This is a genomic window from Burkholderia sp. 22PA0099 (assembly GCF_047497165.1).
Lineage (GTDB): Bacteria > Pseudomonadota > Gammaproteobacteria > Burkholderiales > Burkholderiaceae > Burkholderia.
Map to the genome: position 1 here is coordinate 3534456 of NZ_CP163165.1, position 12692 is coordinate 3547147.

The 12692-nt window shown below is 66.3% G+C and carries 13 protein-coding genes; 2 read left to right on the plus strand and 11 right to left on the minus strand.

Features of this window, described 5'->3' with window-relative positions; all coding sequences use genetic code 11:
- Positions 1–275 precede the first annotated feature (275 nt).
- Both AB4851_RS31050 and AB4851_RS31055 read right to left on the minus strand, forming a co-directional pair.
- On the minus strand, positions 276–929 hold the full coding sequence (locus AB4851_RS31050; RefSeq protein WP_206127685.1) for a methionine ABC transporter permease: 654 nt from the start codon (positions 927–929) through the stop codon (positions 276–278).
- The gene (locus tag AB4851_RS31055) at positions 919–1953 is read right to left on the minus strand and encodes a methionine ABC transporter ATP-binding protein (protein WP_414450138.1); all 1035 of its coding nucleotides are present in this window, start codon (positions 1951–1953) and stop codon (positions 919–921) included. The genes AB4851_RS31050 and AB4851_RS31055 overlap by 11 nt, the downstream gene beginning before the upstream one ends.
- Positions 1954–2244: 291 nt before the next feature.
- Here AB4851_RS31055 and AB4851_RS31060 point away from each other — a divergent pair, with 291 nt between their 5' ends.
- Positions 2245–3078, plus strand: coding sequence for a lysophospholipase (locus AB4851_RS31060; RefSeq protein ID WP_414451987.1), 834 nt, complete (start codon positions 2245–2247; stop codon positions 3076–3078).
- A gap of 40 nt (positions 3079–3118) precedes the next feature.
- Here the strand turns inward: AB4851_RS31060 and AB4851_RS31065 are convergent, their stop codons facing one another.
- Positions 3119–4042 carry a histone deacetylase family protein gene (locus AB4851_RS31065; RefSeq protein ID WP_414450139.1) on the minus strand — a complete coding sequence of 308 codons (924 nt, stop codon included), beginning with the start codon at positions 4040–4042 and terminating at the stop codon, positions 3119–3121.
- A 179-nt stretch (positions 4043–4221) separates the two neighbouring features.
- Between AB4851_RS31065 and mltB the strand changes: the two genes are divergently transcribed.
- Positions 4222–5481, plus strand: coding sequence for a lytic murein transglycosylase B (gene mltB, locus AB4851_RS31070; RefSeq protein ID WP_414450140.1), 1260 nt, complete (start codon positions 4222–4224; stop codon positions 5479–5481).
- Between the two features lie 106 nt (positions 5482–5587).
- On the opposite strand, the gene cysM is transcribed toward mltB, so the two are convergent.
- The 8 genes from cysM to AB4851_RS31110 all read right to left on the minus strand — a co-directional run bounded on the left by cysM (position 5588) and on the right by AB4851_RS31110 (position 12677).
- Positions 5588–6490, minus strand: coding sequence for a cysteine synthase CysM (cysM, locus tag AB4851_RS31075; RefSeq protein ID WP_414450141.1), 903 nt, complete (start codon positions 6488–6490; stop codon positions 5588–5590).
- Between the two features lie 255 nt (positions 6491–6745).
- Positions 6746–7063 (minus strand): ComEA family DNA-binding protein, encoded by a 318-nt coding sequence (locus tag AB4851_RS31080; RefSeq protein WP_414450142.1) that lies wholly within the window; start codon positions 7061–7063, stop codon positions 6746–6748.
- A 74-nt stretch (positions 7064–7137) separates the two neighbouring features.
- Positions 7138–8130: an ADP-glyceromanno-heptose 6-epimerase gene (rfaD, locus tag AB4851_RS31085; protein ID WP_414450143.1), complete on the minus strand. Its 993-nt coding sequence runs from the start codon at positions 8128–8130 to the stop codon at positions 7138–7140.
- Positions 8131–8181: 51 nt separating this feature from the next.
- Positions 8182–9159 (minus strand): D-glycero-beta-D-manno-heptose-7-phosphate kinase, encoded by a 978-nt coding sequence (rfaE1, locus tag AB4851_RS31090; protein WP_414444223.1) that lies wholly within the window; start codon positions 9157–9159, stop codon positions 8182–8184.
- Positions 9128–10528, minus strand: coding sequence for a UDP-glucose dehydrogenase family protein (locus AB4851_RS31095; RefSeq protein WP_414450144.1), 1401 nt, complete (start codon positions 10526–10528; stop codon positions 9128–9130). The genes rfaE1 and AB4851_RS31095 overlap by 32 nt, the downstream gene beginning before the upstream one ends.
- Positions 10529–10576: 48 nt before the next feature.
- Positions 10577–11749, minus strand: coding sequence for a lipopolysaccharide assembly protein LapB (lapB, locus tag AB4851_RS31100; RefSeq protein ID WP_414444221.1), 1173 nt, complete (start codon positions 11747–11749; stop codon positions 10577–10579).
- A 48-nt stretch (positions 11750–11797) separates the two neighbouring features.
- Positions 11798–12088, minus strand: coding sequence for a LapA family protein (locus AB4851_RS31105; RefSeq protein ID WP_414444220.1), 291 nt, complete (start codon positions 12086–12088; stop codon positions 11798–11800).
- 268 nt (positions 12089–12356) lie between these two features.
- Positions 12357–12677, minus strand: coding sequence for an integration host factor subunit beta (locus AB4851_RS31110; RefSeq protein ID WP_414444219.1), 321 nt, complete (start codon positions 12675–12677; stop codon positions 12357–12359).
- Positions 12678–12692: the final 15 nt, after the last annotated feature.

A 12692-nucleotide genomic window follows, 5' to 3' on the forward strand; every position in this document is an offset into this window, starting at 1 on the left:
CACACGCTCCAAAGTTACGAATACGACCGACGGCCATTTTATAGCGTCGCCACCATCAAGGCGGCAAAGCGGAGCTATCTGGCCCCTCGACCGACGAGGATAACGTCATTCGGCGACACGCCGGCAATAGCGAACGATCGTACTATTTTAAGAGAGAAAAATCCCTCAAGCCAAGCCCGGGTTCTGGACCCTCGCCTCTAATCGGCGGCACGCGCCATGCTGCGCACCGCCCGGGACTGCCTGGCCGGCCGGCACGCGGCCGGCTGGCGTCCCTGTCAACGGTGGCTCAGGCGACGCACCAGCCAGTCGCCGAACGACTGCACGATCTGCACGAACACGATCAGGATCGCCACGACCGTCCACATCACGTCCGGCTCGTAGCGCTGATAGCCATAACGGATGCCGAGGTCGCCCAGGCCGCCGCCGCCGATCGCGCCGGCCATCGCCGAATAGCCGACCAGCGACACGAACGTGATGGTCAGGCCGGCGACGATGCCCGGCCATGCCTCGGGCAGCAGCACCTTGAACACGATCTGGCGCGTGGTGGCGCCCATCGCCAGCGCCGCCTCGATCAGACCCCGATCCACCTCGCGCAGCGCCGTCTCGACCAGCCGCGCGATGAACGGCGCGGAGGCCAGCGTCAGCGGCACCACGGCCGCCGCCGTGCCGATCGACGAGCCGACGATCAGCCGCGTGAACGGAATCACGGCAACCAGCAGGATGATGAACGGTGTCGAGCGCACCGCATTGACGAGCCCGCCGAGCAGGCGGTTGACGGCGAGGTTCTGCAGCACGCCCTGACGGTCGGTCAGATAGAGCAGCACGCCGAGCGGCAGCCCGACCAGCGCGCCGACCACGCCGGAGATGCCGACCATGATCAGCGTCTCCCAGAACGACTGCACGAACATATCCAGCATTTCACTCAACATGCGACAACTCCTCGACCACCACGCCCTGCTCGCGCAGATACGCGAGCGCTTCGCCGACCTTGCCCGGTTCGCCGCCCGCGAGCACCGCGAGCGAGCCGAACGGCTGGCCCTGGATCTCGTCGATCTGGCCGTGCAGGATGTTGAAATCCAGTTCGTAGCGGCGGATGGTTTCCGACAGGATCGGCTGGTCGACGCCGTTGCCGGCGAACGCCAAGCGCAGCAGATGGCTGCGGCCGCCCCTGAGCTTCTCGGCGACGCGCGCCTTCAGCGCCGGCGGCAGCTCCTGCGCGATCACGTCGCCGATCAGCGCGCGCGTGACTTCGTGATGCGGCTGCATGAACACGTCGATGACCGGGCCGGTTTCCACCACGCGGCCGGCGTCAAGCACGGCCACGCGGTCGCACACCTGCTTGATCACTTCCATCTGGTGCGTGATCAGCACGATCGTCAGGCCGAGTTCGCGGTTGATCTTGCGCAGCAGGTCGAGAATCGCGCGCGTGGTTTCGGGATCGAGCGCCGAGGTGGCTTCGTCCGACAGCAGCACCTTCGGCTTGCTGGCCAGCGCGCGGGCGATGCCGACGCGCTGTTTCTGGCCGCCGCTGATCTGCGACGGGTAGCGATCCTTCTGCGCCGTCAGCCCCACCAGGTCGAGCAGCGGCAGCACGGTCGCGTCGATCTGGGCGCGCTTCGCGCCGGCCAGCTCCAGCGGCAGCGCGACGTTCTGGTAGACGGTGCGCGACGACAGCAAATTGAAGTGCTGGAAGATCATGCCGATGTCGCGGCGCGCGGCGCGCAACGCGTCGGCGGACAAGCGCACCAGGTCGCGGCCGTCGACCACCACCTCGCCCTCGCTCGGGCGCGTCAGCAGGTTGATGGTGCGCACCAGCGTGCTCTTGCCGGCGCCGCTGCGGCCGATGATGCCGAACACCTCGCCGCGGGGAATCGTCAGATTGACGTTGCGCAGCGCTTCGGTCCAGCCTTGCGGCCCGGGGAATCGCTGCGACAGGTTACGAATTTCGATCATGTAAACAAAACGGCGGAAGCTGCGAGGCCGATCGTGTCGGGCATCGCCGGCTGCCGCCGTCATATCCGGGAATAGCCGCGCAGTTTACCGCACGCACCTCATTTCCCTTAATAATCGATTCCGCTTCTTTCATAACCTGCGGAAATTAGAGGCGTGCATCCGTACCGCGCGATGACGGCGCGACTATGATCGTCGGCACTTCCATCCGCCCTATCGGAGACACGCGCGATGAACGCCACGCTTCCCCCGTCGGGGCATGCAGGACCTTCAGCAGCAGCAGTCGGTGCAAGCGTGCGCACGGCCGACGGCATCGAGCTGGCCGCCTGGCGCTGGCCGGCGGGCGACACGCCACGGGCGACGGTCGCGCTGCTCCACGGGCTGGGCGAACACGCGCGCCGCTACGACGCGCTGGCCGGCAGGCTGAACGCGGCCGGCATCGAACTGGTGGCCGTCGACCTGCGCGGCCACGGCCGCTCGCCCGGCCCGCGCGCCTGGGTCGAACGGTTCGACCGCTATCTCGACGATGCCGACGCGCTCGTCGATTACGCCACCCACGCCGGCAGCGCTCACGGCACGACGCCGCCGTTCCTGATGGGACACAGCATGGGTGGCGCGATCGCCGCGCTCTACGCGATCGAGCACGCGAACGTGCGGGGCCGCCGCTTCGCCGGGCTGATCCTGTCGAGCCCGGCACTTGCCCCCGGCCGCGACGTACCGCGCTGGATGCTGGCCGCGAGCCGCTTCATCAGCCGCGTGTGGCCGCGCTTTCCGGCGCTGAAGATCGACGCGGCACTGCTCTCGCGCGACCCGGCCGTGGTGGCCGCCAATCGCGCCGATCCGCTCGTGCATCACGGCGCGGTGCCCGCGCGCACCGGCGCGGAAATCCTGGTGGCGATGGAGCGAATTGCGCGCGGCCGGGCATCGTTGGCGTTACCCACGCTCATCTACCACGGCACGGCCGACAAGCTGACCGAGCCCGAAGGCAGTCGCGAGTTCGGCGCGCAGGCCGGGCCGGCCGACAAGACGCTGACGCTCTACGACGGCAACTATCACGAGACGATGAACGACCTCGAACGCGAGCGCGTGATCGGCGCGCTGATCGGCTGGATCGTGGCGAGAAGCTGAATGACGGCGGCCGCGACAGCCGCCGCGACGCCGGCCGCGCTCAGATCCCGGCCAGCGTGCGCAGATGCGCGACCACGCTGCGCCCGAGCGCCGACAGGTTGTAGCCGCCTTCGAGGCAACTGACGATGCGGCCCTGCGCATGACGCCGCGCCACGTCGCAGATCTGCGCGGTCAGCCATTCGTAGTCGGCCTCCACCAACCCCATGCGGCCGAGATCGTCCTCGCGATGCGCGTCGAAGCCCGCCGACACGAACAGCATCTGCGGACGAAACGCCTCGAGCCGCGGCATCCACAGCAAATCCACCGTCTCGCGGATCGTCATGCCGTTGGTGCGCGCCGGCACCGGCACGTTGACCATGTTCGCGGCCGGGTGCTCGGTGCCCGAGAACGGGAACAGCGGATGCTGGAAGAAGCTGCACATCAGCACCCGCGGGTCGTTCGCGAACGCGGCCTCGGTGCCGTTGCCGTGATGCACGTCGAAATCGATCACGGCGACCCGTTCGAGCCCGTGCACGTCGAGCGCATGGCGCGCCGCGATCGCCACGTTGTTGAAGAAGCAGAAGCCCATCGCGCGCGCCGGCTCGGCGTGATGGCCGGGCGGCCGCACGCTGCAGAACGCGTTGTCGTAGCGCCCCTCGATCACCGCGTCGGTGGCCGCGATCGCCGCGCCGGCCGCGCGCAACGCGGCGCGCCACGTGTGCGGGTTCATCGAGGTGTCGGGGTCGAGCGTGAAGTAGCCGGCGTCGGGGATGCTCGAGCGCAGGTAGTCGATGTGCGCGTGCGTATGAACGCGCGCCAGATCCGCCTCGCTCGCGAGCGGCGCGCTCTCGTGTTCGATCAGGTCGTCGATCCGGCTGGCGATCAGTTGATCCTGGATCGCCGACAGCCGCGACGGGCATTCCGGATGCCACTCGCCCATCTCGTGCAGCAGACAATCGGGATGCGTGTAAAAAGCGGTTGCCATTGACGTGTGTCGCGACACGAGCGAAGCCGGTGCCGCGAGTCTCCTTCGATGATGACGACGCGTCGTCGCGCGCGGATTCGCCGCTAACTTACCACATTGGCCTCGGCACCAAACCGATGCGCGAAAAGCGTCAGTTATACTGCCCCGAACTCAACCGCGCTGTCCTTCCTCCGGTTCCCATGACTCTCCGATCGTCCGCCGTCTCCCCTTCGCTTCGTTCGCCTTCTCGCTTTCCGCTCAAGAGCCTGGTGCTCGCTGCAGCCGTCGCGACGCTGGCCGCATGCGCGCAGACGCCGGCCGGCCCGCAGGCCGCGCAACCGGCCGGCGCGATCGCCACCGCACCGGCAAACGCCGCGGCCGGCACGCCGGTGGCGGCGCCCGTCGTCGCCACCGTGCCTTCGGCGGCAGCGCCACAGCCGTCGCCGGCCATCGGCCTGTCGCCGTCGGAAGAACAGATCGTGCCGCAGCAGTATGCGAACAATCCGAAGGTCGATGCCTTCATCAACGAAATCGCCGCACGCGACGGGCTCGATCCGGCGCGCCTGCACGCATTGTTTGCCAGTGCGAACTATTCGGCGACGGCCGTGCGCCTCGTGCGTCCGGCCCCGTCGCCGTCGGTCAAGAACTGGCGCGTCTATCAATCGCGCTTTCTCGACACGATCCGCATCAACGCCGGCGTGAAGTTCTGGCGTGCGAATCAGGCCACGCTGCAGCGCGCCTCGAACGAATTCGGCGTGCCGCCCGAAGTGATCGTCGGCATCATCGGCGTGGAGACGATCTACGGCCGCTTCATGGGCAACTTCCCGACGCTCGACGCGCTGACCACGCTGGCCTTCGACTACCCGGACACGCCGAACCGCGACGACCGCCAGGCAACCTTCCGCAAGAACCTCGAGGATTTCCTGGTCTGGACGCGCGACAGCCAGATCGATCCGACCAGCGTGAAGGGCTCCTACACGGGTGCGATCGGCATTCCGCAGTTCCTGCCGAGCAGCATCCGCAGCTATGCGGTCGACTACGAAGGCACCGGCCAGATCAACCTGCGCACCAGCACGGCCGACGCGATCGGCAGCGTGGCGAACTATCTAAAGCAGCACGGTTGGGAGCCGGGCCGCCCGGTGGTGTGGAACATCGCGTCCGACGCGGGCAGCCAGGGCGTGGCGCAAGCCGCCGCCGACGGCAAGCCCGAGCCGCACCTGCAACTGTCGCAACTGACGCAGGCCGGCCTCGTGCTCGACGAGCCGTCGGTCAATGCGGCCGCCGAAGCGAGCACGCCGGTGCTGGTGATCGACCTGCCGAGCCCGGGCCGCGCCACCGAGTACAAGATCGGCCTGAAGAATTTCTACGTGCTGACGCGCTACAACCGCAGCTTCTTCTATGCGCTGTCCGTGTATCAGTTGGGCGAACGCGTGAAGCAGAAGATGCTCGCGACGCAGTAAGCCGTGTGGCGCCAAGCCACGCCACAAAGAAAAAGCGCCGTGTTTCAACGGCGCTTTTTTCATGGGCGCGCCGTCATGCGAGGCGCGCCGGATGCGATGCGAACGCTCAGGCCGGGAACACGCCAGTCGACAGATAACGGTCGCCGCGGTCGCAGACGATGAACACGATCGTCGCGTTCTCGACCTGACGCGCGATGCGCATCGCCACTTCGCACGCGCCGCCCGACGAGATGCCGCAGAAAATGCCTTCGACGGCCGCCAGCTTGCGCGCCATCGCTTCCGAAGCGGCCTGGCTCACGTTCTCGACGCGATCGACGCGGCTGCGGTCGAAGATCGACGGCATGTAGGCTTCGGGCCACTTGCGGATGCCCGGAATGCGCGAGCCGTCCTCGGGCTGCGCGCCGACGATCTCGACCTTCTCGTTCTGGCTCTTCAGGAACTGCGACGTGCCCATGATGGTGCCCGTCGTGCCCATCGCCGATACGAAGTGCGTGATGCGGCCTTCGGTATCGCGCCAGATTTCGGGGCCGGTGGTTTCGACGTGGGCGAGCGGATTGTCGGGATTGGCGAACTGATCGAGGATCACGCCCTTGCCTTCGCGCTGCATCTGGTCGGCCAGATCGCGCGCCAGCTCCATGCCGCCCTTGGTGGGCGTGAGCACGATTTCGGCGCCGTAGGCGGCCATGCTCTGACGGCGCTCGACCGAGAGATCTTCCGGCATGACCAGCAGCATCTTGTAGCCGCGGATCGCCGCGGCCATCGCCAGCGCGATGCCGGTGTTGCCGCTGGTCGCCTCGATCAGCGTGTCGCCCGGCTTGATCCGGCCACGCTCCTCGGCCTTGCGGATCATCGACAGCGCGGGCCGATCCTTCACCGAACCGGCCGGATTATTGCCTTCGAGCTTCGCGAGGATCACGTTGTTGCGCGAGCGAATCTCGTCGTCCGGCACCCGGACGAGCTGCACGAGCGGCGTGTTGCCGATCGTGTCTTCGATAGTTTTGTAAGCCATGAACGTAATGTGGATGCGAGGCCGATGAATCCGAAGATTGTAATCCAGCGTCGGATCCGCCGTGCGGGGCGGAATCGCGGCCGGGCGGGAAGACGATACGCGCGCTCGGCGCCGCACCGGCCCATCACGCAAAAAACCCGCGACAGCGCCGCGGGAATCCGTCGACCAGCGACGGCTGAAGGAGCCATGACGGCATGATGCAAGCCGCGCGCCCAACGCGACCCGCCTGACCGGGCGAAGCCGGCTATTTATCGATCACTTGCCGGACAGCTTCGCCGGCGCCGCCGTAGCGGCGCGCGCGGCCGGCGCCTTCGCGGCACCGATCGTCAGGCCGTCGGACACGAGCCGCTCGACCGATTTCTCGCCGATACCGCTCACGCGTCGCGCGAGATCGGCGGCATCCTTGAACGGCCCATGCGCGGTGCGCTCGTCGACGATCGCCTTGGCCTTCGCCGGACCGATGCCCTTGATGCCACGCAGCGCATCGTCGCTCGCCTGATTGACGTCGACCGCGGCCCACGCCTGAGCCAGCCCCGCGCAACACATCGCCACCACCAGAATCTTCTTCAGCATCCGGATCTCCCATCAAGAAAAACGGCCGGCGGCTGCCGACCGTGAGACCCAGTGTAGGGACGATCCGATCTGGCTTACAGCTGGCCGAACAGCCAGCGCACGTAACGGTCGACGCCTTCCTGCACCGTCAGGAACGGTGCGTCGTAACCTGCCGCGCGCAGCTTGCCCTGATCGGCCTGCGTGAAGCATTGATACTTGCCGCGCAGCGCGTCGGGGAACGGCACGTATTCGATCAGCCCCTGCTCGACCTGCTGGGCCAGCGTCAGCGGCGGCTGGCCGTCGAGCGCGCGCAGCGTGTTGACCACCGAGGTGGCGATGTCGTTGAACGGCTGGGCGCGGCCCGTGCCGAGGTTGAAGATGCCCGACTTCTCCGGATGATCGAAGAAGAACAGGTTGACCTTCACGACATCCTCGACCGAGACGAAATCGCGCGTCTGCTCACCGGGCGCATAGCCGTTGTACTCGCCGAACAGCTTGACCTTGCCCTCGGCGCGGAACTGGTTGAAGTTGTGAAACGCCACCGAGGCCATGCGGCCCTTGTGGATTTCGCGCGCGCCGTACACGTTGAAGTAGCGAAAGCCCGCAATCTGGCTCTTCGCGTCGGGCAGCACGCGGCGGATCACCTGATCGAACAGGAACTTCGAATAACCGTACACGTTCAGCGGCGCTTCCACCTCGCGATCCTCGACAAAGCGCGTCGAGCCACCGTAGATCGCCGCCGACGACGCGTACAGAAACTGCGTGCCGTTCGCCAGGCAGGTGTCGAGCACCGCGCGGCTGTAGCGGAAGTTGTTGTCCATCATGTAGCGGCCGTCGGTTTCCATCGTGTCCGAACAGGCGCCTTCATGGAACACCGCGCGCACCTTGCCGAAATCGCCGCGCTGGAAGCGCTCGACGAACTCGGTCTTGTCGAGGTAGTCGTCGATTTCGCAATCGACGAGGTTCTTGAACTTGTCTGCGCGGGTCAGGTTGTCGACTGCGATGATGCGCGTTTCGCCGCGCTCGTTGAGCGCCTTGACGAGATTCGCGCCGATGAAACCGGCTGCGCCGGTGACGATGAGCGTCATGATCGTCCTTCTCGGAAAGTGAATGAAGCGGGCGGCTGGCCGCCCGCTTGCTCAGTTGAACAGTTCGCCGTATTCGACCGTGGCCGTGCCGAGCTTGGCCACCACGATGCCGGCCGCGCGATTCGCGAGCATCACGGCTTCATCTAGCGTGAGGCCCGCGCCGAGCATGGCCGCCACCGTCGCGATCACGGTGTCGCCCGCGCCCGACACGTCGAACACCTCGCGCGCGAGCGCCGGCACGTTCAGCTCGCCCGCGTCGGAGTAGAGCGTCATGCCCTCTTCCGAACGCGTCAGCAGCAGCGCGTCGAGCGCCAGCGAGGTGCGCAACTCGCGCACGCGTGCGCGCAGGTCGTCCTCGGAATGCCAGCGGCCCACCACCTCGCGCAATTCGGCGCGATTCGGCGTGATCAGCGAAGCGCCGCGATAGCGCGCCCAATCGGTGCCCTTCGGATCGACCAGCACCGGCAGCCCGGCCGCGCGCGCGTTGGCGATCATCGTCGTCACGTGCGTAAGGCCGCCCTTGGCGTAGTCGGACATCAGCACCACGCCGTGCGTGGGCAGCAGCGTGTCGAAGCGCGCCAGGCCTGCCAGCAGCACTTCGTGCTGCGGCGAGGCCTCGAAATCGACGCGCAGCAATTGCTGCTGCTGCGCGAGCACGCGCAGCTTGATGGTGGTCGGCAGTTGCGCGTCGCGTTCAAGGTGCGTCTCGACGCCGCTCTCGCCGAGCAGGCCGACGATGCGCTCGCCCGGCTCGTCGGTGCCGACCACGCACAGCAGGCCCGCATTCGCGCCCAGCGTGACGATGTTGCGCGCCACGTTGGCCGCGCCGCCGAGCCGCTCTTCCTGGCGCTGCACGTGCACCACCGGCACCGGCGCCTCGGGCGAGATGCGGTTCACGTTGCCGAACCAGTAGCGGTCGAGCATGACGTCGCCCACCACCAGCACGCGCGACTTCGCCAGCCGCTCGCGCGACACCGTGGCGACGTTCGATGCGGCCTCAGCCGCGCGCGGAGGATTGAGCTGCGACATGCGGACGTCCGATTGCGTGGTAATCGATCCCGAGTTCGGCCAGCGCCTCGGGTTCGTAGAGATTGCGGCCGTCGAAGATCACGGGCGCATTCAGCACCGATTTCAGATGCGCAAAATCGGGGCTCTTGAATTCCTTCCATTCGGTGACGACGACCAGCGCATCGGCGCCCGTCACCGCCTCTTCCTTGGTGGCGACGAAGCTCAGGCCCGCCAGCGCGGCCTCGTTGCCGGCGAAGTCGAGCGCGAACACGCGCCGCGCCTCGTCGATCGCGACCGGATCATAGGCGCGCACCGAGGCGCCGCGCTCCAGCAGCGAGGCGATCAGCGTACGGCTCGGCGCCTCGCGCATGTCGTCGGTGTTCGGCTTGAACGCGAGGCCCCACACGGCGAAGCTGCGGCCGGCCAGATCGGTGCCGAACTGCTTTTCGATCTTCGCGAGCAACACGCTTTTCTGTGCGTGGTTGACGGCCTCGACGGCGTCGAGAATGCGCAGCGGCTGGCCGTTTTCGGCGGCGGTGCGGATCAGCGCCTGCACGTCCTTCGGGAAACACGAGCCGCCGTAACCGACGCCCGCGTAGAGGAAGTGATAGCCGATACGCGGATCGGAACCGATGCCGCGCCGCACCGATTCGATGTCGGCGCCGACGCGCTCGGCCAGGTTCGACATCTCGTTCATGAACGAGATGCGCGTGGCCAGCATCGCATTGGCCGCGTACTTGGTGAATTCGGCCGAGCGCACGTCCATGTAGAGGGTGCGTTCGTGGTTGCGGTTGAACGGCGCGTAGAGCTTCTTCATCTTCTCGCGCGCGATCGTGCCGGCGGCATCGTCGTCGACGCCGATGATGATCCGGTCGGGCCGCATGAAATCCTCGACGGCCGCGCCTTCCTTCAGAAACTCGGGGTTCGATACCACCGAAAAACGGTGCAAGGCGCTATCCGCCAGACCACGCGCGGCCAACGCCTGCTCGACCACGCCGCCGACGCGCTGGGCCGTGCCGACCGGCACCGTCGACTTGTCGACGATCACCTTCGCGCCGGCCATGTAGCGGCCGATGTTGCGCGCCGCTTCGAGCACGTATTGCAGGTCGGCCGAGCCATCCTCGTCGGGCGGCGTGCCGACCGCGATGAACTGGATCTCGCCATGCGCGACGCTCGCCTCGATGTCGGTCGAGAATGTGATCCGGCCGGCCGCGCGCGTGCGCGCGATGATTTCCTGCAGCCCCGGCTCGTGGATCGGAATGCCGCCGTTATTGAGGATCTCGATCTTGCGCGGATCGACGTCGAGACAGAACACGTCATGGCCGATCTCCGCGAGGCAGGCGCCCGTGACGAGACCGACATAGCCGGTGCCGATGATGGTGATTTTCATAGGTTTCCCGGTGATTCGTTCCGGAGGTTGAGCAGAATTCCGTGCCTACTAATTCGAGACGCCGGCTTCGACGCGCCGCGGTGCGTAGGTTTCCCAGCCGCTGCAGCCCGGGCATTGCCAGTAGAACAACCGCGCCCGGAACCCGCAGTCGTGGCAGGTATAGCGCGGCAGGTTCTTGGTGCGCTGCTTGACCAGCGTGCGCATCATCTCCAGCTCCGCCCGCCGCGGCTCGTCGGCCGTGGCGATCTGGGCGTCGAGCAGGTGGAGCATACCCGACAGATTCGGCGCCTTCTGCATCTGGGTGCGCGCCAGCGTATGCGCGACATCGGCACCGCGCAACTCGGACACGTACTGGAACACCACGTCGAGCAGGTCGTTCGACGGATAGCGATCGGCATAGCCGGTCAGCAGCGCTGCGCCCTCGGCGGCACGGTCGAGCGCCAGATACGACTTCATGAGCTTCTCGGCCACCAACGGCAGATACGCGGCGTTCTGCTGCTCGACGCGCTGCCAATGGCCGATCGCGGCCTCGTGATGGCCGGCCGCCGCGGCCACGTCGCCCGACAGGATGGTGGCACGCACGTTCTGCGGATTGACGGCGAGCGCGTCGCGCAACTGGCTGCCGGCCGCCTCGGCGTTCTTCTTCGCCAAGGCCTCCTGCGCCAGTTCGCAATGAAACTGCGCGATTTCCGTGGCCAGCGAGCCGCCGTCCATCGATTCGATCTTGCCGGCTGTCTGGATCGACTTGTTCCAATCCTTCTCGATGCCGTAGATCGTCAGCAGCGCACGCTGCGCGCCGAGCGCGTAATCGCCGTCGGCCAGCATGTGGAACGATTCCTCGGCGCGGTCGAGCAGGCCGGCCTTGAGGAAATCCTGGCCCAGTTCGTAGAGCGCGTGGTCGCGCTCGTTGACGGGCAGGTCGTTGCGGTTCAACAGATTCTGATGCACCCGGATCGCGCGATCGGTTTCACCGCGGCGGCGAAACAGGTTGCCGAGCGCGAAGTGCAGTTCGACCGTTTCGGGATCGAGCTTGGCCACCTCGATAAACGCATCGATGGCTTGATCGGGCTGCTCGTTGAGCAGGAAATTGAGGCCGCGAAAATACGAGCGCGGCAGGCTGGCGCTTTCGGACAGCAGCTTCTTGAGGTCGTAGCGCGACGCCATCCAGCCGAATGCGAACGCAACGGGGATGGCCAGCAGCCACCAGAAATCCAGATCCATGAGGTATCGAAGCAATGCCGGGCCCGCGCAAGGCGGCCCGGCTAATCGTTAAATGACGGGCGGCATCGGTTGATCGATCACCACCGGCGTTTCCCGGGCCGAGCGCAGGTCGCGCTTCAGGCGACCGTTTTCGAGGCGCATTCGCAGCACGGCCGGCAGCGCCGACAACAGGCCGGCAACCAGGCCCACGACAAAGAACGCGAGGCCGATCAGGATCAGCGGCGCCTGCCAGGCATAACCGGCAAGGAAATTGAGCGTGGTGCTTTGCGTATTGGCCAGCGCCAGCACGAGCAACAGCACGAACACCAGCACACGGATCAGCCAGACAACGAATTTCATGAAGCCCTCCTGTGATGTTGCGCGGGCGGCATCCTGCCCCGCCGCGTCTGAAGTGCCCGTATTGTAATGGAAGCGTTTCGCGATCCGTGAATCCGATCTTGGGCAGCCTGCGCCATCGCACGCATCGCGATGCGCTTCGCATTCCGATGCGTCGCCAACCGCGGCATCGCAGTGGCATGACCAACCGGAAACGGCGAGCAATAAAAAAAGCGCCCCGAGGGGCGCTTTTTACAGCCATGCCAGCGGGCAGGGCTTCGGGCGATGACGCTTACTCATCGTCGCCGCTGTCGTTCTTCAACGGTTCGCCGGCGCGGCCATCGACGCGTTCACGCAATTCCTTGCCGGGCTTGAAGTGCGGTACGAACTTCTCGGGTACCTGCACTTTCTCGCCCGACTTCGGATTGCGGCCCACGCGAGCCGGACGGCGGTTGAGACCAAAGCTGCCGAAGCCGCGAATTTCGATGCGATGGCCTTTCGCCAAGGCGTCAGACATCGCATCGAGCATCGTTTTCACCGCGAAATCCGCATCCTTGAGGACAAGTTGCGGAAATCGCGTTGCCAACTGGGCGACCAACTCTGATTTGGTCATACTTCAGCAGACCTC